19 protein-coding genes are annotated in these 20,708 nt (G+C 71.9%); 9 read left to right on the top strand and 10 right to left on the bottom strand.

The features are described 5' to 3' along the window. Positions 1-107: 107 nt before the first annotated feature. Positions 108-800: an N-acetylmuramoyl-L-alanine amidase gene (locus tag ACFWBW_RS20675; RefSeq protein ID WP_385374459.1), complete on the bottom strand. Its 693-nt coding sequence runs from the start codon at positions 798-800 to the stop codon at positions 108-110. 1,525 nt (positions 801-2,325) lie between these two features. On the opposite strand from ACFWBW_RS20675, the gene ACFWBW_RS20670 reads away from it, so the two are divergent. Continuing rightward, positions 2,326-3,666, top strand: a complete 1,341-nt coding sequence (locus tag ACFWBW_RS20670) for a D-alanyl-D-alanine carboxypeptidase family protein (protein WP_385374457.1) — start codon at positions 2,326-2,328, stop codon at positions 3,664-3,666. Between the two features lie 30 nt (positions 3,667-3,696). Here the strand turns inward: ACFWBW_RS20670 and ACFWBW_RS20665 are convergent, their stop codons facing one another. From ACFWBW_RS20665 to ACFWBW_RS20630, 8 genes are all read right to left on the bottom strand, one after another. Next, a complete protein-coding gene (locus ACFWBW_RS20665; RefSeq protein WP_385374455.1) occupies positions 3,697-4,794 on the bottom strand; it encodes a sensor histidine kinase in 1,098 nt (365 codons plus the stop codon). Beyond that, positions 4,787-5,494 carry a response regulator transcription factor gene (locus ACFWBW_RS20660; protein WP_385374453.1) on the bottom strand — a complete coding sequence of 236 codons (708 nt, stop codon included), beginning with the start codon at positions 5,492-5,494 and terminating at the stop codon, positions 4,787-4,789. The genes ACFWBW_RS20665 and ACFWBW_RS20660 overlap by 8 nt, the downstream gene beginning before the upstream one ends. A 63-nt stretch (positions 5,495-5,557) precedes the next feature. Next, positions 5,558-6,280, bottom strand: coding sequence for a VanZ family protein (locus tag ACFWBW_RS20655; protein ID WP_385374451.1), 723 nt, complete (start codon positions 6,278-6,280; stop codon positions 5,558-5,560). A gap of 64 nt (positions 6,281-6,344) precedes the next feature. Next, on the bottom strand, positions 6,345-7,088 hold the full coding sequence (locus ACFWBW_RS20650; RefSeq protein WP_385374450.1) for a class I SAM-dependent methyltransferase: 744 nt from the start codon (positions 7,086-7,088) through the stop codon (positions 6,345-6,347). 24 nt (positions 7,089-7,112) lie between these two features. After that, positions 7,113-8,060 (bottom strand): ADP-ribosylglycohydrolase family protein, encoded by a 948-nt coding sequence (locus tag ACFWBW_RS20645; RefSeq protein WP_385374448.1) that lies wholly within the window; start codon positions 8,058-8,060, stop codon positions 7,113-7,115. A 118-nt stretch (positions 8,061-8,178) separates the two neighbouring features. Then, positions 8,179-8,460, bottom strand: coding sequence for a hypothetical protein (locus tag ACFWBW_RS20640; RefSeq protein WP_385374447.1), 282 nt, complete (start codon positions 8,458-8,460; stop codon positions 8,179-8,181). A gap of 37 nt (positions 8,461-8,497) precedes the next feature. Further along, positions 8,498-9,238 carry a DUF2993 domain-containing protein gene (locus tag ACFWBW_RS20635; RefSeq protein WP_385374445.1) on the bottom strand — a complete coding sequence of 247 codons (741 nt, stop codon included), beginning with the start codon at positions 9,236-9,238 and terminating at the stop codon, positions 8,498-8,500. Next, positions 9,235-9,909, bottom strand: a complete 675-nt coding sequence (locus ACFWBW_RS20630; protein WP_385374444.1) for a TetR/AcrR family transcriptional regulator — start codon at positions 9,907-9,909, stop codon at positions 9,235-9,237. The genes ACFWBW_RS20635 and ACFWBW_RS20630 overlap by 4 nt, the downstream gene beginning before the upstream one ends. Before the next feature lie 213 nt (positions 9,910-10,122). Here ACFWBW_RS20630 and ACFWBW_RS20625 point away from each other — a divergent pair, with 213 nt between their 5' ends. From ACFWBW_RS20625 to ACFWBW_RS20590, 8 genes are all read left to right on the top strand, one after another. Then, complete coding sequence (locus tag ACFWBW_RS20625; protein WP_385374443.1) at positions 10,123-12,324, top strand: MMPL family transporter; 2,202 nt, start codon at positions 10,123-10,125, stop codon at positions 12,322-12,324. Between the two features lie 7 nt (positions 12,325-12,331). Next, positions 12,332-13,084, top strand: coding sequence for a ribonuclease H (locus tag ACFWBW_RS20620; protein ID WP_385374442.1), 753 nt, complete (start codon positions 12,332-12,334; stop codon positions 13,082-13,084). Positions 13,085-13,217: 133 nt separating this feature from the next. Continuing rightward, positions 13,218-14,345, top strand: a complete 1,128-nt coding sequence (locus tag ACFWBW_RS20615) for a substrate-binding domain-containing protein (RefSeq protein WP_385374440.1) — start codon at positions 13,218-13,220, stop codon at positions 14,343-14,345. A 115-nt stretch (positions 14,346-14,460) separates the two neighbouring features. Further along, positions 14,461-15,768: an ABC transporter substrate-binding protein gene (locus ACFWBW_RS20610; RefSeq protein WP_385374438.1), complete on the top strand. Its 1,308-nt coding sequence runs from the start codon at positions 14,461-14,463 to the stop codon at positions 15,766-15,768. A 108-nt stretch (positions 15,769-15,876) separates the two neighbouring features. Then, positions 15,877-16,806: a carbohydrate ABC transporter permease gene (locus ACFWBW_RS20605; protein WP_385374436.1), complete on the top strand. Its 930-nt coding sequence runs from the start codon at positions 15,877-15,879 to the stop codon at positions 16,804-16,806. Beyond that, positions 16,803-17,786: a carbohydrate ABC transporter permease gene (locus tag ACFWBW_RS20600; RefSeq protein ID WP_385374434.1), complete on the top strand. Its 984-nt coding sequence runs from the start codon at positions 16,803-16,805 to the stop codon at positions 17,784-17,786. The genes ACFWBW_RS20605 and ACFWBW_RS20600 overlap by 4 nt, the downstream gene beginning before the upstream one ends. Positions 17,787-17,872: 86 nt before the next feature. Then, on the top strand, positions 17,873-18,850 hold the full coding sequence (locus ACFWBW_RS20595; RefSeq protein WP_385374540.1) for a hydroxyacid dehydrogenase: 978 nt from the start codon (positions 17,873-17,875) through the stop codon (positions 18,848-18,850). Positions 18,851-18,964: 114 nt separating this feature from the next. After that, entirely contained in the window at positions 18,965-20,230 is a 1,266-nt protein-coding gene (locus ACFWBW_RS20590) for an alpha-L-fucosidase (protein WP_385374432.1), read from the top strand. On the opposite strand, the gene ACFWBW_RS20585 is transcribed toward ACFWBW_RS20590, so the two are convergent. Next, positions 20,227-20,640: an SgcJ/EcaC family oxidoreductase gene (locus tag ACFWBW_RS20585; protein WP_385374431.1), complete on the bottom strand. Its 414-nt coding sequence runs from the start codon at positions 20,638-20,640 to the stop codon at positions 20,227-20,229. The genes ACFWBW_RS20590 and ACFWBW_RS20585 overlap by 4 nt on opposite strands. Positions 20,641-20,708: the final 68 nt, after the last annotated feature.

The raw sequence follows: 20,708 nt of genomic DNA, 5'->3' as shown, positions 1-20,708 counted from the left end.
GGGGGGGGGGTATTGCGGGGGTTGGGGATTGAGTTCCGGGGTCGGGGTGCGGGTCCCTCCCCCCGCCCCCTCCTGTCCGCGGCCCTTCTCCTCCCCCCCGGGCCGGCTCACTCCACACCGGGCAGCCTCTCGCGCGCCCGACGCATGATCTCCGCGCGCTGGCCGGACCGGAGGGTGCCGGGGCATTCGTGCCCGCCCCATGCGGCGCCGCCCATGGCGTGCACCCCCAGACCCGGTTGGTCCGGGCGTTCGCTGACGGCCGGCGGCCAGCCGTGCGAGCCGGCGCCCCAGGCGTAGATGCGGGCGACGGCGTCGACCTGCGCCTCGGTGAGCGACCGGGTCGCGAAACCGGAGGTCTCGACCGAGGCCCACGACCCGTTGCCCTCCACCTGAGCCCAGGCCCGGTCCAGGACGGACACGTACTGCTCCGTCTCCCCGTCCCGGGAGACCCAGAAGTGCGAGGAGGTCTTGATCCCGGGGGTGTTGAACCGCTCGTACAAGGAGCCCTCGCCCTCCTGGACATGGAGCACGAGCCCGCGCTGCGCATCGCGGTCGCCGGGAACGAAGTTGCGCTCCAGGGGGATCTTCGACACCCCGGGCATCCATCCGGACGCGGGAGGGACGGTGGGCGAGGCCGCGGGCGGTCCCGCCCCCGGGTCGCGCTGGTCGCCGGGCCGTCCGGAGCCGCCGGACCGGGCGGCCAACAGGGAGCCGGCGGTCGTCGTGAGGAACAGGGCGCTGCCGCCGGCGAGCAGACGTCGCCTCGACGGAGCCGGGGGGCCGGGGGTGGTGGGGCTCATGAGCGGTGTCCGGTTCCTGGTGGTGCCTTGCGTGGGGGAGAGGGTGATTCTTCGGGGCGCTCATGATGGAGGCGTGATCGTTTGATGATCGTTTGACTACGGGTGCCCACCCGGGCCGCGCCGGACGGATTGTGACCAACTGGTCATCCAGTGCGCATCACCTGCGCATATGAGGCACGGAGACTGGCTGGTGATCCAGAACGGCAAGAGCAAGGCGGTGTACGGCATGACGGCGGTACCGGTGGAGGGCGAGACGCCCGGCGCGACGAAGGACGAGCACCCGGCGAGGACGCCCGGCGCACACACACCGCCCCCCGCCCAGCAGCCCACACCCGACCCCGCACCCGCGCCCCGGCCGGGTCCGGAGCCGCGCAACGTGCCCGCTCCGAGGGCGGCTCCCGGGTCGCCGACCGCGCCCGACGCCGCGCCTGCGACCACTTCCGAGCCGGATCCCGCGCCCGAGCCCCTGTCCGAGCCGGCACCAACGCCCCGGGCGGCGCGCACGACTTCGTCATCCCCCGTGTCCGCGCCTCCGGCGATACCCAAGCCCCCGGCCGGGGCTGGACCCGCAGCTGAGGCCGCGTCCGGGCCCGAGCCCATCCCACCGGTCAGGGCAGTGCCCGCGCCTTCGTCCGCTTCCGAGCCCGCGTCTGGCGGCGGGCCCGAGGCTGCGTCCGACCAGGAGCCCGTGCCCACGTCGGAGGCCGTGCCCGCGGATGAGACCGTGACCGGGGGCGAGCGCGAGACCGCGTCCGAGCCGGCGCCGAATGCCGATCCTGAGGCTGCGTCCGCTACCGAGTCGGAGCCTGGGGCCGAGGCGAAGGCAATGCCTGCGTCTGCGTCTGCGCGTGCAGCCGAGGCAGAGGCCATGCCTGCGCCTGCGCGTGCAGCCGGGGGCGAGGCCGAGCCTGTGTCTGGGTCCGGGGCCGTGCCCGTCTCGGGTCGCGTGTCGTGGCCGGTGCGGGAGTCCGGATCGGATCCGCGAGTCGTTGAGGAGGGGGCTTCTCGGGGCTTGCCCGCTCCCGGCCCGCTGTCGCGGCCGGAGGCGGAGGCGGAGTCCGGTCCGGGTTCCGGCCCGGTGCCGGACGCGATGACGGCAGCCGGTACCGGTACAGGTACCGGGGTCCCTCCTGAGTCGGACTCCGAGAGGACGAGCACGTTCATCGCGCTCAAGCCGCTGGACGAGGCCCCCTCGCCTTCGGTGCCGGCATGGGCGTCAGGGGCGGTGGCAGCGCCAAGGCCCGCGCCGGTACCGGTACGACCCGCCCCGGCTCCGGGAACCGTGCCGGCTCCGGGTGCCGTCCCGGTTCAGGGACCGGCGCCTGTCCAGGCTCCGGGAGCCCTCCCGACTGCTCCGGTAACCGCCCCGGCCTCAGACTCCGCGTCGGTTTCGGGAACGGCTACCGGGTCGGGAACCGCGGCGGCTCCGGTAGCGGCTCCCGCCTCGGGAAGGGCTCCCGCGCCAGGGGCCGCCCCCACCCAGGCGCTCGCCCCCTTCCCGTCCCCCTTCCCGTCCCCCTCCCCCTTGCCCGCCCCCGAGGGGACCACCGAGCAGCCGTTGCCCGCGCTCGATCTGCTCGCGCAGCTCACCAACACCCCGCCGCCGCCCGCGACCCCCGGTCGGACCGTGGCCCGGCGGGTGCGGATCTGGGTGCCGCCGCTGCTCCTGCTGGTCGCCGTACTGGCCGTCGTACAGGCGCTGCGGCCGCTGCCCGACGCCGTCCTCACCCGTGGGGGCGCCGCGTCCTCCGTCACCCTCGACGGGCGTTTCGACGTGCCCTGGCCGGAGAAGGGCCAGGCCGCCGTACGGATCGGCGGCGCGGGCGACGTCGGCACGTTCGGGGAGCAGAAGCCCGTGCCGACGGCCAGCGTCGCCAAGGTCATGACGGCCTACGTGATCCTCAAGAACCACCCGCTGAAGAAGGACGAGGACGGCCCGCAGATCGAGATCGACGCCAAGGCCGTCGCGGACGGCACCTCGGTGAGCGAATCGCGCATCCCGGGTCTGACGGCCGGTACGCGCTTCTCCCAGCAGAACATGCTGAAGATGCTGATGATCCCCTCGGGCAACAACATCGCTCGCCTGCTGGCCCGTTGGGACACCGGAAGCGACTCCGAGGCCGCGTTCGTGGAGAAGATGAACGCCGAGGCCAAGGCGCTCGGCATGACCTCCACCACGTACACCGACCCGAGCGGGCTCGACGCCAAGACCGTGAGCACCGCCGTCGACCAGCTGAAACTGGCAGAGGAGGTCATGAAGTTCGACGCCTTCCGGGCGATCGTCCACCTTCCCAACGCCACCGTACCGGGGCTGCCGGACAAGCTCATCAACAACAACGACGACCTGCTCATCGCCGGACTCAGCGTCAAGGGCATCAAGACCGGCTCCAGTTCGGCGGCCGGCGGCGCGCTGATGTGGGCGGCGTACAAGACGGTGGGCGACAAGACCCCGATGATCCTCGGCACGATGCTCGACCAGCACGTCACCGGCGCCGACCCCGACGGCGCCAACAGCCTGAAACTGGTCAAGCGGAACAGCAAGAAGGTCATCGAGGCCGTCCGTGAGGCACTGACTTCGGCCGGCGCGGTCAAGAAGGGCCAGGTCGTCGGCTACGTGGACGACGGGCTCGGTACCCGGACCCCGGTGGTCGCCACCCGGGACGCGGCCGTCGTAGCCGTGCCGGGCCAGCAGCTCGAACTGACGCCGGCCGTAGGAGAGAAGGGGCTCCCCGAGGAGGCGCGGGCCGGCACCGAGATCGGGGTCCTGACCATCGGCACCGGGCCGGGCGCCCAGACGGTCCCGGTGGCACTCCAGACGGACCTGTCGGCCCCGTCCCTCGGCGCGAAGCTCGTACGCCTGCGCTAGTGCAGTGGCCGTCCCGCGTACGGGCGTTGCCTACCGGGTGCCGGGGAGGCGGACCGTGACCAGGAGGCCACCGGCGGGGCCGGGGGCGAGGTCCAGGGTTCCGGCGTGGGCGCGGACGATGCTGTGCACGATCGCCAGGCCGAGGCCGACACCGGCGTGCTCGTCGGTGCGTACGCGGTCCGCCCCGCGCCGGAAGGGTTCGGTGAGCGTCGGGAGCAGTTCCGGTGGGAGCCGGGGGCCCGTGTTCTCCACCCGCAGCACGCTGGTGTCGCCGTGCTCCTCCGTGTGGACCGTCACGGTCCCGCCGGTGGGGAGGTTGTGGACGACGGCGTTCTGGACGAGGTTCGTCACCATCCGCAGCAGGAGCTCCGCGGAGCCGTCGGTCCGGGCCGCCCCGCCGGTGACGTCGAGGGTGATCCGGCGCTGCTCGGCGAGGGGAAGCAGGGTTTCGGCCGCTTCCTCGGCGAGGAGCGAGAGGTCGACGCCCTCGCGGGTGAAGTCCGCGCGGTCGCCGTGGCTGAGCAGCAGGAGCGCCTCGGTGAGGTCGATCGCCCGCGCGTTGACGGCGTGCAGGCGTTCGATGAGCTCGCCCCGGTCCCGCGTCGGGTCCCTGCGGGCGACGTCGAGGAGCGTCCGCGAGATGGCCAGGGGGGTGCGCAGCTCGTGGGAGGCGTTCGCGGCGAACCTCTGCTGCTCGGCCACGTGGGACTCCAGCTGCTCGAGCATGGAGTCGAAAGCGTCGGAGAGTTCACGGAATTCGTCCTGGCGGCCCCGCATGCGGATCCGGTGGGACAACGACCGGTCTCCGGCCGTCCGCGCCGCATCCGTGATCCGGTTGAGGGGGGCGAGCATCCGGCCGGCGAGGACCCACCCTCCCACGAGGCCGAGCACCAGCAGGAACGCCAGTACCGCGGCCGCCCTCGGCGCGAAGACGCGCAGGAGGTTGGACCGGATCGGAAAGACGTCATGGATGGGCTTGTCGGCGGAGACGATGAGCGCCCGGTCGGGGACGTACCGCAGGAGGAACAGCCATACCGCGGCGAGCAGCAGGACGCCGGCGACCATGAGGAATCCGGCGTAGCTGAGGGTGAGTTTGGCGCGAACGCTCAACCCGGGTGCCCTATCCACGGGCTGCTCGCCGGTTCGTGTCCTCGTGTCCGGCATCGGGCCGGGTGTCGATCCGGTAGCCGACTCCGGGGACCGTGGCGATGATCCACGGTTCGCCGAGCCGCTTGCGCAGGGCGGAGACGGTGATGCGCACGGCGTTGGTGAAGGGGTCGGTGTTCTCGTCCCAGGCCCGTTCCAGCAGGTCCTCGGCGCTGACGACCCCGCCCTCGGCGGCGACGAGGACTTCCAGCACGGCGAACTGCTTGCGGGTCAGTGCCACGTAGCTGCCGTCCCGGAAGACCTCCCGGCGGAAGGGGTCGAGCCGCAGGCCCGCGATCTCGCGGACCGGCGGCCGGGCGTACGCGCGCCTGCGGTCGAGCGCCCGCAGCCGCAGGACGAGCTCCCGCAGCTCGAACGGTTTGGTGAGGTAGTCGTCGGCGCCGAGTCCGAACCCGGAGGCCTTGTCGTCGATCCGGTCGGCAGCGGTGAGCATGAGGATCGGGATGCCGCTGCCGGAGGCGACGATGCGGCGGGCGACCTCGTCACCGGAGGGGCCGGGGATGTCGCGGTCGAGGATCGCGAGGTCGTAGGAGTTGACGCCGAGCAGTTCCAGGGCGGAGTCGCCGTCGCCGGCGATGTCGGCGGCGATCGCCTCCAGCCGCAGACCGTCGCGGACGGCCTCGGCCAGGTAGGGCTCGTCCTCGACGATCAGTACGCGCATGCCCGAAGCCTAGACACCAGGACATATCGCCGCCGTATGCAACGTGCGCAGCGGGTACGCGAGTCAGCCGGCCGGTACCAGCGCGGGGCCGGGCCGGTCCGACGGCTCCGGCGCCGCGGTGCGCCACCAGCGGGGCGAGGCCAGCGCGGCCAGGGCGGCGCCGGTCGCGTTGACCAGGACGTCGTCCACGGAGGACACCCGGTCCAGTCGCAGGACGTACTGCGCGGTTTCGACCAGGACCGAGCAGCCCGCCCCGAGGGCCAGGATCCGCGGCACGGAGGCGAGCGCCGCCCACCGCATGGGGGCGAAGAACCCCAGCGAGGCGAAGACGAGCAGGTTGCCGGCGATCCCGAGCGGCCCCATCACGAGCAGGTCCCGTAGCGGTACCAGGCTGAACCGGCCGGGGACGATCCCGGCTCCGGAGCCCGGCATCATCGTCATCCACACGAACGGCAGCGTCCCGTGCACCATGCCGACCTCGGCCAGTGACATCCGCCAGGCCGATCCGGTGCCGACGCCGCCGGCTGCGCGCCGACGGCGGGCCAGGGCCCACGCCACCAGCACGGCCAAGGGCAGGGTGACGAGGGTCATGAGCACCACGCCGTTGAACGTGTCCAAGCAGCCGTGCCACTGCCCGGCCATGCACCTCGGGGCGGACATCATGAGCGGCCCCCGCACGGCGTACAGGGCGCCCGCCAGGCCGAGGGCCGCCAGGACGAGGAGCACGACCCTGCGCGTGCGGCGGCGGGGCTGCGGCGACGGGGATGCGGTGTGGTGGTGGTTCATATCCCCAGGGGAGACGGTGGGCCGTTGCGGCGGCGTATGCGGTTTCCGATACGGCAGCGATATGTCAGCGCACCGCAGCGGACAGCGGTACCTCTACGACGAAGAACAGGAAGCAGGTCTTGCTCGAAAGGTCGCGGAAGCCGTCGGGGAACAGCTCACGGGCAGCCGGGTCGGGCTGCGGTTCGCTGATGACGGAGAGCCTGAATCCGGCGGTGGTGAAGGCATCGGCCATCGCGTGCAGGGGCTTGCGCCAGAACTTCATCGGAACGGACGTCCCGCCGAACGTCCAGTCGAAGGCATAGCTGCTGCTCGCGAAGTAGTCGGGCCGGGGATCCTGGATCGTGTAGGCGACGAACGGGTGGTCCACCGACGCGATCAGCCGGCCGCCGGGCCTGAGCACGCGCCGCAACTCGGCCAGCGTCGGTCCCCAGTCCTCCAGGTAGTGCAGCACCAGCGAGGCGACCACATCGTCGAACGCACCGTCGGCGAACGGCAGGCGGTCGCGGAGGTCGACCACGTGCAGGGCCGCGTCCTCACCCAGCCGCCGCCTTGCCAGCGCCAGCATCCCGGCGCTGGCGTCGACGCCGGTGACGACCGCACCGCGGTCGCGCAGGGCAGCGGTCAGGGGGCCCGAGCCGCAACCGGCGTCCAGGATCCGACGGCCGGCCACCTCTCCGGCGAGGGCCAGCATCGCGGGTCGCTCGTAGTAGGCGTTCACGAGGCTGTTCTCGTTCTCCGCCGAGTAGGCCTCGGCGAAGCTGTCGTAATGATTGCTCCCGGGTACGGCGGCTACGCGTTCACGGTCCATCGCCGCAGCCTAGTAGTCACATGATCATCCGGATAGTGATCGGGGAGCCGACCGCTCGGGCGTCCACCCGCTCCACGCCGCAACGGCCTCGCGGACGGCGAGCCAGTCGGCCGGAACGCCGCCGGTGCCGGTGCGGGCCGCGACGACCCCGCCCGTGATCGCGCACGTGGTGTCGCGGTCGCCCCAGCCGCCGACGGTCTGCCACAAGGCCTCCGGCAGGTCGTCCATGTGCCCCGCGGCGGACCACAGGGCGAACGGCACGGTGTCCGGGGCCGAGATCCGCCACCCCGAGCCCAGTACGGACGCGGCACGGCCCGCCGACGTACCCGCGGGGAGGTCTGCGGCCACCCGCAGCCCGGACCCGACATCGCTCCCCGGTACGTACCCGGCGACCTCCCGGAGGAACTCGGCGCGGCACGGAACGTCCCCGCCCGCACTCGCCGCCGCCAGTGCGGCGGCCACCGCCACGGCGACGGCGCTCGCGGCGGCCTCCGGGTGGGCGTGCGTGGCCTGCGCGGACAGCCGGGCCTGCGCGGCGGCTTCCTTCGGGTCGCCCCGGAACCAGGCGCCGAGCGGGGCGACCCGCATCGCGGCGCCGTTGCCGAAGGAACCCTGCCCGCCGAACTGCTCGGTGGTGACGCCCCGCCAGTCCTCGCCCGCGCCGATCCGCCCCAGCACCTCGTGCATGGACGCCCCGTACTTGCGCCCCGGATCCCGCGCGTACTCGGCGGCGAACTCCCGCGCCAGAACGCCCGGCCGGACCTCTCCGTGGGCCGCCAGGTGGGCGAAGAGCACGAACGCCATGGCGGAGTCGTCCGTCCACCGCCACGGCGTGGGCCTGAGCGTGCGAGCCGCCCACTGCTCCTCGACGTTCTCGCCGGAGAGCGTGAACCAGCTGTCGCCGAAGGCATCGCCCATCACCAGCCCGTCCAGGGAGGCATGGGCGGATCGGGCGTACGGCGGGCTGCTCATCGGAGTTCCTTCGAACGGCGGACGGGTCCGCGCCATCCTCTCCGTCCGTGGGCGCCGCTCGCGAGCCGATTAGGCCTCGTCCCAGGTCTCGTCGACTCCGGGGGCGTCCACTCAGGGCTTACTGGGCGGTGATCGGGGACACCGCGACGCAGCCGCCGGCCGTGGCCGCTTCGCCCTTGGCCTCCTTGATGACCTTGCCCTTGTAGATGACCTTGCAGGTGAGGTCGGCGGTGTTGTCCACCGAGCTGGGGGAGACGGCCGCGGGCATGATCCCGCGCAGGGTGACCGTCTTGGTCCAGGTGGTACCCGGCTGCTCGGCGGTCGCGAGGTTCGGCGCGGTGGCCGTGCCGCCTCCGTCGTGGAAGGAGATCGAGTCGCAATGTGAATGAGTTGGGGTCAATTCGGGCGTTTGTGAACCGGAAGGTGAGGAGGGTGGTCTATACCGCCTTGCAGTCCTTCTCGTCGGTCTCCGATGTGACGGACTTCGCGAGGGAGGCGTCCAGGGTGAGGCCCGCGCCGGTGGCCCGGGCCCCGGTGAGGCTGACCCCTTCGGGCAGCTCGCCGACGTCCACGGTCCGGGGTGCGAGCCGCTCGGCCAGGCCGGCCGCGCCGGGCAGTCCGCTCACGGTGGCTATCGGCAGCTCACGGCCCAGCACGGTGACCGTCGTCGGGGTGATCGTGAGGCCGGTCGCCGTGGCGCTGGTGCTCGCGTGCACGGTGACGGGGAGGCCGAGGCGTCCCACGTTCCCGGTGAGGGTGAGCCCCTTCGCGTCGCCGCCCACCGTCAGCCCGTCGGTGTCCGCCGCGGCTTCCCCCGAGTCGGCCAGGCGCTTCTGCAGGGCCTCGTAGGGGATGGTGGCCGTCGCCCGGCCGCCGCTGATGCCGCCGTCGCGGGTGACGTCGTACAGGTCGGCCCTGATGTCCATGTCGGTGTCGGCGCGGCGCACGCCCTCGGCCGCCAGATGTACGGAGCCCAGTCGGCCGGTCAGCGCGCGGAGTCCGGCGAAGGTCCCGGAGAGCTCGGCGGTGACGGGTCCGCGGGCCTGGAGACGGCAGCCCGCAGCCCGTGCGATGCGGTCCTGGGCGGTGTGTTCGACGACGGCGTCGGCCACGAAGACGCCGGCGAGGGCGACGGCCGCGGCGGCGGTGACGAGGACGGGGGTGCGTCGGAGCTTCATGGCGCGGTGGATCCGATCTGCTTCAGCATTCCGAAGGCCTCCAGCAGGAGCGCGGAGGGCGGGGTCACGGTGAGGGTGCCGTTCGCGCGGCGCCGGCGCTGGGTGCGCAGGACGGCGCGGACGGCGGACAGGGCGGCGCCCGCGATCACCCCGGCGCGCAGGTCGGCCTCGGGGGTGTCGGCGGGGAGCCGGTCCAGCACGATGAGCGTGAGCCGGTTCTCGAAATCGGCGAAGAGCTGGACGAGTTGGGCGGCCACCACGCGCTCGTCGCCCGCGATGGCCACGGAGTGGGTCAGGGCGGTGAGGCTGGACGCCGCGAACGGGGCCACCGCGGAGATCAGGGCGTTGCAGACCGCATCGAGCGGCTCCTCTTGCGGCGGGCGCCGGGCCAGTTCGGCCTCGACGTACGCGAACAGGTCGACGCTGTCGGGCAGGAGCAGGGCTTCCTTGCTCTCGAAGTAGCGGAAGAAGGTCCGCTCGGACACGTTCGCGCAGGCGGCGATGTCCGCGACCGTGGTGCCCGCGAAGCCGTGCTCGGCGAACAGCGCGGCGGCGCCCTCGCGCAACAGCTTGCGGGTCCGCTCCTTCTTCCGCTCGCGCAGACCGTGCTCCGGCTCCGGCTCGGTGTCGGGCGCGGCCGTGGAGGGGTCAGTGGCCGGATCTTGGTTCACGGCCGAAGCCTAGCAATGGCGTCACCCCTGTCAATTGTCGGGACTGACAATTGTCACCCCTGCCATTTTCTGCCAAGGTGCTTCGTGTCAGTCCTGCCACTTTTTGGAGGCGTCGTGCATTCCCCCCTCGGACGAACGGGTCGCAAGGGCCGCCCGGGCCGCCCGGGCCGCCTGGGCCGACTCGGAGCCTTCTGTGCCCGGCACCCCGTCTGGGTGATCGCGGCCTGGCTCCTGCTGCTGGCCGGCGCGATGGCCGGCAGCAGGCTCGCCGCCCCGGTCTACAGCGACCAGATCAGCCTCCCCAGCACGCAGTCCCGTACCGGCGCCGATCTGCTGGCCGCGTCCGCCCCGGGGGTCGGGGACCCCAACGGGCGCGTGGTCTTCCACGTGGATTCCGGCTCACTGGCCGGACACCGCGAGGCCCTCGACGAGAGCGCGGCCCGCCTCGCGCGGATGCCCCACGTCACCGCCGCCTCCCCGGTCGTGACCAGCGCGGACGGCCGTACCGCCTACACCACGGTGTCCTTCGACCGACAGGTCAAAACCCTCGGGCACGCCTACACCGGCACCCTCGACACGGCCACCGCCGCGGCTCGCGCCTCGGGCGTGGAGGTCGCGTACGGCGGGGACCTGAACCAGGTCGTCCGGCCGCCGGCCGACGACAGGGCCCGCGAGGCGGCGGGCGTCCTCGTGGCCCTGCTGATCCTCCTGCTCGCCTTCGGTAGCGTCGCCGCCGCCCTGCTGCCCCTGCTCACGGCGGTGGTCAGCGTCGGCGTGGGCCTCGGAATCGTCGGCATCGTCGCGGGCGTCGTCAGCTTCGCGACCGCCGCCCCCACCCTGGCCACCATGATCGGCCTCGGCGTGGGCATCGACTACGCGCTCTTCCTCACCACACGCTTCCGCCAAGACCTCCTCGACGGGCGTGATCCGGTCGACGCGGCCGGCCGTACCGCCGCCACCAGCGGGCGCGCCGTCGTGGTGGCCGCCGTCACTGTCGCGGTGGCCATGCTCAGCCTGTACACCTGCGGACTGACCTTCATCGGCCGGATGGGGCTGGCCGCCACCATCGTCGTGCTCGTCACCGGGGCGGCCGCACTGACCCTCGTGCCGGCCGCCCTGGGCCTGGTGGGGCGCCGGATCGACCGGTTCGCGCTGCGCCGCCCGGTCGCCGAGACCTCCGGCGACCACGACGGCTGGCACCGCTACGCCGGCCTGGTGGCACGGCACCCGTGGAAGTTCCTGACCGCCGGCACCCTGCTGCTCGCGCTGTGCGCCGTACCGCTGTTCTCGCTGCGCCTCGGCCACGTCGACGACGGCGCCGACCGGGCGGGGAGCACCACGCGCACGGCCTACGACTGGATCGCCGAGGGAGAGGGACCCGGCTTCGGCCCCGGGGCCAACGGCCCCTTCGTCCTGGTCGCGGACCTCCACGACGCCACCGTCCCGGCGGACCGGATCGGCGCCGAACTCACCGCGGCGCTGCGGGACACCGCCGGGATAGCCGGGTTCACGCCGGTCGCGCCGAGCCCCGACGGCCGTCTGCTCGTCTCCACCGTCACCCCGGCCACCGGGCCGCAGAGCGCCGGCACGGGCGGCCTGTTCACGACGCTGACCACCACCACCCTGCCCGACGCGCTCAAGGGAACCGGTGCAGAGGGCTACCTCACCGGATCCACCGCCGGTCAGCTGGACTTCCGCGACACCGTCAAGGACCGGCTGCCGCTCATCATCGCCATCGTGCTGGCCGCCGCGCTCGTGCTGCTGACCTTCGTGTTCCGCAGCGTGGTGGTCCCTCTCAAGGCGGTCGCGCTGAACCTGTTCACCACCGCCGCGTCCTACGGGGTCCTCGTCGCGGTGTTCCAGTGGGGCTGGGGGAGCGGGCTGATCGGGGTGCCGGAGCCCGTGCCCATCGAGTCCTTCGTACCGATGATGATGTTCGCCATCGTCTTCGGCCTCTCGATGGACTACGAGATCTTCCTGCTCTCCGCCATCGCGGGCGCCTGGCACCGCACCGGCGACAACACCCTCGCCGTCGGGACGGGCCTGGCGGCCACCGGCCGGGTCATCTCCAGTGCGGCGCTCATCATGACCGCCGTCTTCCTCTCCTTCGCGGCCTCGCCCACCGTCGTGGTCAAGATGCTCGCGGTGGGCCTGGCGGTGAGCGTGGTCCTGGACGCGACCGTGGTGCGGCTGGTGCTGGTCCCGTCGGCGATGTTCCTGATGGGCCGCGCCAACTGGTGGCTGCCGCCCTTCCTGGACCGGATCCTGCCGCGGCCGCACACCGAGGAGCGGCAGGAGGTGCCGGCGGAGCCTGGCGCGGCCATGGCCATGGCCGCGGGCGGCGGCCACGGGATGGGCAGCAGCCGCGGCACGGGCAGCGGTCAGGGCACGGGCAGCCATCGGGGTGAGGCATGATCGGGGGATGTCTGATCGCATCATCGCCGCCTGCGACGGGGCGGCCAAGGGAAATCCCGGGCCTGCCGCATGGGCCTGGGTCATCGCCGACGTCCACGGGCACCCCGAGCGCTGGGAGGCCGGGCCGCTGGGCCGGGCCACCAACAACGTCGGTGAACTCACCGCTCTGCAGCGGCTGCTGGAGGCCGTGGCCCCCGGCACGGCCGTGCAGGTGCGGATGGACTCCCAGTACGCCATGAAGGCCGTGACCCAGTGGCTCCCGAACTGGAAGCGCAACGGCTGGAAGAACGCCGCGGGCAAGCCGGTGGCCAACCGCGAGCTCGTCGAGAGCATCGACGCCCTGCTGGCCGACCGGGACGTGGAGTTCCGCTACGTCCCCGCGCACCGCGAGGACGGCGACCACCTGAACGCGATCGCCGACCAGGCGGCCAGCGACGCGGCCGTCAGCCAGGGGCATGCCAGCGCCGCGCTGGGCCACGCGTCCATTCCCTGCCCGGCGCCGGCCCGCAGCACCCCGGCCCGCAGCACCCCGGCCCGCAGCACCCAGGCCCGCAGCACCTCGGCCCGCCATACGGCCGGAGCGGCGTCGGCCGCAAGCGCGTCGGCCAAGGGCGCGACCGCCGGCCGGGCCGGGGTGACGATCAAGGCCAAGTTCCCCGGCACCTGCCCCTGCGGGAAGCAGTACGTGGCGGGGGAGAAGATCAGCAAGCTCGGTTCGCGCTGGGGCCACCCCGACTGCGGCGGCGCCGACGCCGGGTAGCTCGACGGCCGGCCGACGGGCAGCTTTCAGCCTCGCTCGCTATGCAAAGCTTTCGTTCGAAAGGAAACGGAAGTTTTGGCTTTCGCGCGCTACGCTGACCTCGACCAGGGACGCAGTCGAGGGGAGCTCCACCGTGCACGCAGAGGAACGACAGCAGGCGATCCTGCGCCGGGTCCGCGAAGCGGGATCGATGCGCGTCACGGACTTCGCGGCGGAGCTCGGCGTGTCCGTGGTGACGGTCCGCAAGGACGTCGAAGTCCTCGCGGAGCGCGGCCTGCTGGCCCGGGTGCACGGCGGCGCGATGCTGCCCGAGGACTGGGCGGAGACCGCTCCCGCGACCGCCGCCCCGGCGGCGGCCCGCGGGAACCCGGCCGCTCCCGCAGCAGGGGTCGGGCCCGGAGCGGGCCCCGGAGCGGGCCGGCCGCTGGTCCTCGGGCTGATCGTGCCGTCCTCCGCCTACTACTACCCCGAGGTGATCAAGGGCGCCCGGGAAGCGGCTGACGCTCTCGGCGTGCGGCTGACCCTCGCCGTGTCCACGTACGACGTGGAGACCGAGAAGACGCAGGCCGCGCGGATGGTCGCGGACGGCGTCGACGGGCTGCTGCTGTCGCCCTCCGCCGCCGACGGGAAACCGGGCGGCCAGTGGTACGAAGAGCTGGGCGTGCCCGTCGTGCTCATCGAGCGCCGCCCCGAACAGCAGGGCTCCGCCGCCGAGCACGTCGGCACGGACCACGGGTACGGAGCCAGGCTGGCGGTGCGCCACCTCCTGGACACGGGGCGCAGCAGGATCGCCCTGGTGATGCGCGGGGGTACCCCCACCGCACCCTGGATCAAGAAGGGCTACTACGCGGCGGTGGAGGAGGCCGGCCCCGAGGTCGCCGAGCACGCGCTCTTCCTCGACCTCGCGCAGTTCGGGGCGGGTGACGCCGTCTACGAAGAGGTGATGGCCTCCTTCGTGGAAGCGGTCCGGGAGGGGCGCGTCGACGCCGCCCTGGTCCATCCCGACCACGAGGCCATGGTGCTGATGCAGCGGCTGCGCGGTGCCTCGCTGGCCGTGCCGGGCGATGTCGCCCTGGTCTCGTACGACGACGAGGTGGCCTCCCTGGCGGACCTGCCGCTGAGCGCGGTGGCGCCCTCGAAGCACGAAGTCGGGGTCACAGGCGTGGAGTTGCTCGTACGACGGCTGCGCGAGCCGGGCCGGCCCAGACGGCGGATCGCCATCCTCCCCGAGCTGCGCGTGCGCGCCTCCAGCAAGGCCTAACCGTTACTTGGCTTTTCTTTCTCAAACTTTCCTTCTCTATTGACTCCCTTCTCCTCTGGCCGAATGATGTGCATCACCTCGCCGCATCGCCGGCTCGCATCTGAGGAGCAGAGCAGTGAAGCTCACTTCCCGTACCTCCCGCGCCGCCCTCGCCACGCTCTCGCTGGCCCTGTTCGCCACCGCCTGCGGTGGGAGCGAGGGCGCCGCTCCGAAGGCCGACGCCCCCAAAGAGCCGGTCAACCTGACCTACTGGGGCTGGACCGGCGGTGCCCAGCAGGTGGTCGACGCCTTCAACGCGTCCCACCCGAACATCAAGGTCACCTTCTCGGCCATCACCGGCGGACCGGACGGGTACGCCAAGATCAGCAACGCGATCAAGGCCGGGAACGCCCCCGACGTCGCGGGCATCGAGTACCCGACCCTCCCGGAGTTCGTCAGCCAGGGGTACCTGGCGGACATCACCGGCCCGGCCGGCGCCGCCGTGAAGGCGAAGTTCCCCCAGGGCATCCAGGACCGGGTGACCCTCGGCGGCAAGACCTGGGCCGTGCCCTACGACGCCACGCCCAACCTCCTCTACTACCGCAAGGACCTGTTCAAGGCCGCGGGCGTCGAAGTCCCCAAGACCTGGGACGAGTACAAGACGGCCGCCGAGAAGATCAAGGCCGCCGACAAGAACGTGCGCATAGGCGGCTGGGGCAACGACGACGCGCCCCTGCTGGCGGCCCTCTCCTGGCAGGCCGGTGCCAAGTGGTACGGCACCGAGGGTGACGGCTGGAAGGTCAACATCAACGACGCCCCCTCGCAGAAGGTGGCCTCGTACTGGCAGGGCCTGGTCAAGGACGACCTGGTGATGAACCTGAAGATCAACGGCCCGGAGTTCGCGAAGGCCAAGGCCGACGGAGTCATGGCCAGCTTCATCGGCGCCTCCTGGAGCGCGGGCGGCACGATGACCACCCTGGCCAAGGACTCGGGCAAGTGGGGCGTCGCTCCGCTGCCGCACTGGGGCACCCCGGCCACCGGCATGTTCGGCGGCACCAGCTACGCCGTCACCAAGGGCAGCAAGCACGTCAAGGAAGCGGCGGAGTTCGCCACGTGGGCGGCGACCAGCCCCGAAGGCGTCAAGGCCCGCCTCAGCAGCCTGAAGGCGCCGAGCAGCAGCCTGCCGGCCAGCCCCGAGCTCCGTCCGATCGCCGCCGCGGCCTTCGATGACAAGGGCTTCTTCGGCGGCGACAAGGTCTACGAGATCTCCGGCGCGCAGGTCGACACCATCGTCCCGGGCTGGGTCTGGGGCCCGGTGCAGACGGCCACCAACACCGCCATCCAGGACGCGGGCCTCAAGAGCACCCTGAACGACGGACTCGCGGCCGGTCAGAAGGCCGCCGAGGAGGCCATCAAGGGCCGGGGGCTCAACCTCGTGAAGTAGGCGCCGCGGGGGGGGCCGAAGCCTTCCCGGCGCCCGGGCCCCCCCCGCCCCGCCCCCGTCCGAAGTCCCCTGTCCGTTCCTCCGTAGCGCACCCACCAAGGAGATCCGGTGGCAGCACCACTCACTCGTTCAGCGCGCGGCACCGCGCCCGTGGGCCGGCCAGGCCAGGGCAGGGCGGTGCTGGTCTTCCTCGGCCCGTTCTTCCTGCTCTTCACCGCGGTCCTGATCCTGCCCGTCGCGTACGCGCTCTGGATGAGCTTCTTCACCGAGAAGTCCTCCGGTCTCGGATTCGGCGGCACCGAACGGGTCTTCAGCGGGCTCGGAAACTACACCAAGGCGCTCGGTGACCACGGCTTCACCTCCTCCTTCCTGCACGTGGCCGCGTATTGCGCCGTCTACATCCCGGTGATGATCGGCGCGGCGCTCGCCCTGGCCCTGCTCGTCGACTCGGCCGCGGCCAAGGCCAAGCGCCTCGTCCAGTTCGCCGTCTTCATGCCCCACGCGGTCCCCGGACTCATCGCGACGATCATCTGGATCTACCTCTACACCCCCGGCCTGAGTCCGGTCCTGGAGTGGATCGAAGCGGCGGGCGGCCACTGGGACTTCTTCGCTCCCGGCAGCGTCCTGCCCTCGCTGGTGAACGTCGCCGCCTGGCAGTGGATCGGCTACAACGTGATCATCTTCTTCGCCGCCCTGCAGGCCGTGCCCCGCGAGGTCATCGAGGCGGGCGTCATGGACGGCGCCGGTGAACTGCGCATCGCCCTGCAGATCAAACTGCCGATGATCCGCTCCGCCGTGTTCCTCACCCTCCTGTTCACCTGTGTCGGCGTCGTCCAGATCTTCAGCGAGCCCATGCTCCTCTCGGCGCGGGCCGGCTCGATGGGCACCGACTGGTCTCCGATGATGTTCATCTACAAGGCGGCCTTCGAGCGGCACGACTACGGTCTCGCCTCCTCCGCCTCGCTCCTCATGGCACTCGTCGCCGGCACCCTCTCCTACGTCGTCACCCGGATCGGAAAGCGAGGTGGCTCGGCATGAGCATCCGTACGGTCCCCTCGGCCCCGTCCGAGACGACACCCGGCAGCGAGCCGGCGGCCGCGCACGCGGCGGCCCCCGGATCCGACACCGGATCCGCAGCCGCCCGGCAGGGCGCCCGGAAGCCGGCCAAGAGGCCGCGCCGCGGGGCCCCGACGGCCTCCAAGGTGGCGGTCAACGCCGTGCTCCTGGTCGCGGTCCTCTACACCCTGATGCCGCTGACCTGGCTGGTGATCGCCGCCACCAAGAACCACGCCGACCTCTTCGGGACGGCCGGCTTCGGCTTCGGCGAGTTCCACCTCTTCGACAACCTCAGGTCCGTCTTCACCTACGACGACGGGATCTTCGGCCGCTGGCTGCTCAACAGCCTCCTCTACTCCGTCATCGGATCGCTGGCCTCCTCGCTGATCAGCGTCGCGGCCGGATACTGCTTCGACAAGTACGAGTTCCGGGGCAAGGGGCCGCTCTTCGGCCTCATCCTGATCGGCACTCTCGTCCCGGGCGTCGTCATCACGCTCCCGCAGTACCTGCTCGCCTCCGAGACCGGAATTGTGAACACCTACTGGGCGATCCTCGTTCCCGCGCTCGTGAACCCCTTCGGCGTGTACCTGGCGCGGGTCTTCTCCGAGGGTTACGTGCCCGGCGAGGTCATCGAGGCCGCCCGCATCGACGGCGCGAGCGAGCTGCGCGCCTTCCGGTCGGTCTCCCTGCCGATGCTCCTGCCCGGCTTCATGACCCTCTTCCTCTTCTCCTTCACCGCGAGCTGGAACAACTTCTTCGGCCCGCTGGTCATGCTCAACGACCACCACCTGTACCCCGCGGTGCTCGGCATCTACAACTGGAACCAACTCGTCGTGCAAAACCCGGAGTTGTACTCGCTCGCGATCACCGGTTCCCTGGTGGCCGTCGTCCCGCTCGCCCTCGCCTTCATCGGCCTGCAGCGGTTCTGGCGCTCCGGACTCTCGGCGGGAGCGGTCAAGTGACGAACCTCGACCCGGCCCGCAACCCCGACCCGAGGAAGAACCACCACGTACCCGGCGGACCCCGCAGGCCCCGGACCCTCCTCGTCATGAGCCCGGAGACGAAGGCGGCTCTGCTCGACGAGCAGGCCCTCGCCCGGCTCGGCTCCACCGCACTGCTGGACCCCGACCTCCTGGTCACCGACTTCGCCGCGGCCGATCCCGCGCGGCTGCGCGAAGCCGAGGTCCTGCTCACCGGCTGGGGCTGCCCGCCCCTCACCGAGCAGGCCCTCGAACTCCTCCCGTCCCTGCGCGCGGTGGTGCACACCGCCGGAACCGTCAAGGGGCTGATGACGGAGGCCGCCTGGCGGCGCGGGCTGTCCGTCACGAGCGCGGCCGAGGCCAACGCCCGGCCCGTCGCCGAGTTCACGGTCGCCGCGATCGTCTTCGCCAACAAGCGCGTCCTCACCACCGCCCGGGCCTACCGGGAGTCGCGCAGCCAGCTGAACCCGCTCACGCTCTACCCCGGGATCGGCAACTACGGCAGGACCGTCGGCATCGTCGGTGCCTCGCGCATCGGCCGCCGGGTCATCGAGCTGCTGCGCTCCTACGACGCCCACGTGCTGGTCCACGACCCTTACCTGGACGGGGACGAAGCGAGAGCCCTCGGGGTCGAGCCCGTCGACCTGGACGAACTGATGGGCCGCAGCGACGTGGTGAGCGTGCACGCGCCGCAGACCCCCGAGACCCTTCACCTGATCGACGCCCGCCGCCTCGCCCTCATGCGCGACGGAGCGACCCTGGTCAACACCGCACGCGGCACGCTGGTCGACACCGAGGCGCTCACCGCGGAACTGGTCCCGGGCCGGCTGCACGCCGTCCTCGACGTCACCCACCCCGACGTACTGCCGGCCGGGTCACCGCTCTACGACCTGCCGAACGTGCTGCTCACCCCGCACATCGCCGGGTCCCTGGGCAACGAACTCGGACGTCTCGCGGCCTGCGCGGCCGAGGAGTTGGAGCGGTACGCCCGAGGACTCCCCTTCGCCTACGCCGTCCACCCGGCGAGCCTGGCCCACTCGGCCTGAAGGCCCGCCGTCCGCAGTCCACTGTCCGCCGCCCACTGTCCGCCGCCCACTGTCCGCAGTCCACTGTGCGCCGCCCGGCACCCCGCCGCCCGCCGCCGAACCCGGAAGCCCCTCATGACGCTCGGTCCCCCCTCTCCCCCCGCCGGCCCGGCCGAGACCGCCATCCTGCCCACACCGGGTCAACTCGCCTGGCAGGAAGCCGGGTTCGGGATCTTCCTGCACTTCGGCATCAACACCTTCAACGGCGCCGAGTGGAGCGACGGGACCCTGGACCCGGCCACCTTCCGGCCCGCGCAGCTCGACGCGCGCCAGTGGGTGCGTACCGCCACCCGGGCCGGAGCGAAGTACGTCGTGCTGACCGCCAAGCACCACGACGGCTTCTGCCTCTGGCCGACCGAAACCACCGCCTACTCCGTGGCCTCCTCCCCCTGGAAGGACGGAGCGGGCGATGTGGTCGCCGAACTGGCCGAGGCCTGCGGGGAGGCAGGTCTCGGCCTCGGGCTGTACCTCTCCCCCTGGGACCGCAACGCGGACTGCTACGAGCAGCCCGGCGAGTACGACTCCTTCTACCTCCGCCAGCTCACCGAACTCTGCACCCGCTACGGCCCGTTGTGCGAGCTGTGGTTCGACGGCGCGGGCTCCGAGGGGCGCACGTACGACTGGGACGCCGTCATGGCCGTGATCGGCCGGCACCAGCCGGACGCCATGGTCTTCAACATGGGCCGCCCCACGATCCGCTGGGTCGGGAACGAGGAGGGGCTCGCCGCCGACCCCTGCCGCTACGTCACGCACTCCACGGGCATCAGCCTGTACGACGAGCGGCAGGCCGAGCTCGAATCGGCCGCCTACCTGCCGCCCGAGTGCGATGTCCCGCTCCGCGCCGACTGGTTCTGGCAACCCGGGAACCACGACACCCTCAAGAGCCGCGAGGAGCTGCTGGAGATCTGGTACTCCTCGGTGGGGCTGGGCGCCGGCCTGCTCCTGGGCGTCCCGCCCGACCGTCGTGGACTGATCGACGACGCAGACCGTGCCCGACTCCTCGAATTCGCGGGCGAGTTGGAGCGGCGCCTCGGTGATCCGCACTCCGCGGTCCTCACGGCTGACGGGCACGACCTCCTCGCGGACTTCGGCCGGCCCGTCCGTGTGGACCACGTCGAACTGCGCGAGGACCTCACCCGGGGCCAGCGCGTGGACGGCCACGAGGTCTGGGCGGACGGCCGGCTGATCGCCTCCGGCCACACGGTGGGAGTCCGGCGCGTCCACCGGGTGGAGCCCCTCACCGTGCGCGAGCTGCGCATCCGGCTGACCGGAACCGGGGCCCGGCTGGCCGCGGTGACGGCAGCCGGACCCCAGCAGCCCGGGCCCGGCGGGGCGGGCTAGCCGGCGACGACCCCCGTGTTCTGGCAGGCGGTCAGCAGCCAGCGTCCGTCGTCCTGCTTGGAGATCACGTACAAGGGGGCGCCTTCGCTTTCCTCGACCGGGGACAGGTACCGCTGGCGGACCTTGACCGCCGCGACGTCGGGGCGGATGAAGAGCACGTGGGCCACCTCGTAGGTGACCTCGCCGTCCCAGTTCGCCGCGGGGAGGACCTTGCGGGTGAACTCCGAGATCGCGTCGAGGCCGATGAGGACCTTTCCGTGGGCGGTCGTCCATATCGCGTCCGGGTGGAAGAGGCCGAGGAACGCCTCGGGGTCCTTGTTCCGCTGGGAGTGCTCGACGGTGGCGACGAGCTTGCCGATGGCTTCGATGTCTGCCGCGTGGGACATGGATTCCGTGGTCATGTGGATCATCCTCATACCTCAAGCGCGATTGAGGTCAAGGGTGTGATCACATCGCGATACGAGTTCACAACGGCGTC

Source organism: Streptomyces sp. NPDC059957 (assembly GCF_042730015.1).
Classification (GTDB): domain Bacteria; phylum Actinomycetota; class Actinomycetes; order Streptomycetales; family Streptomycetaceae; genus Streptomyces.
This window is presented reverse-complemented; position numbering and strand designations above follow the sequence as displayed.

Excerpts from the sequence above, each read along its gene's own strand:
- ACFWBW_RS20675 (WP_385374459.1), bottom strand. The coding sequence starts at position 800 with ATGAGCCCCACCACCCCCGGCCCCCCGGCTCCGTCGAGGCGACGTCTG.
- ACFWBW_RS20660 (WP_385374453.1), bottom strand. The coding sequence starts at position 5,494 with ATGCGCGTACTGATCGTCGAGGACGAGCCCTACCTGGCCGAGGCCGTC.
- ACFWBW_RS20655 (WP_385374451.1), bottom strand. The coding sequence starts at position 6,280 with ATGAACCACCACCACACCGCATCCCCGTCGCCGCAGCCCCGCCGCCGC.
- ACFWBW_RS20650 (WP_385374450.1), bottom strand. The coding sequence starts at position 7,088 with ATGGACCGTGAACGCGTAGCCGCCGTACCCGGGAGCAATCATTACGAC.
- ACFWBW_RS20645 (WP_385374448.1), bottom strand. The coding sequence starts at position 8,060 with ATGAGCAGCCCGCCGTACGCCCGATCCGCCCATGCCTCCCTGGACGGG.
- ACFWBW_RS20635 (WP_385374445.1), bottom strand. The coding sequence starts at position 9,238 with ATGAAGCTCCGACGCACCCCCGTCCTCGTCACCGCCGCCGCGGCCGTC.
- ACFWBW_RS20620 (WP_385374442.1), top strand. The coding sequence starts at position 12,332 with ATGTCTGATCGCATCATCGCCGCCTGCGACGGGGCGGCCAAGGGAAAT.
- ACFWBW_RS20600 (WP_385374434.1), top strand. The coding sequence starts at position 16,803 with ATGAGCATCCGTACGGTCCCCTCGGCCCCGTCCGAGACGACACCCGGC.
- ACFWBW_RS20595 (WP_385374540.1), top strand. The coding sequence starts at position 17,873 with ATGAGCCCGGAGACGAAGGCGGCTCTGCTCGACGAGCAGGCCCTCGCC.
- ACFWBW_RS20590 (WP_385374432.1), top strand. The coding sequence starts at position 18,965 with ATGACGCTCGGTCCCCCCTCTCCCCCCGCCGGCCCGGCCGAGACCGCC.
- ACFWBW_RS20585 (WP_385374431.1), bottom strand. The coding sequence starts at position 20,640 with ATGATCCACATGACCACGGAATCCATGTCCCACGCGGCAGACATCGAA.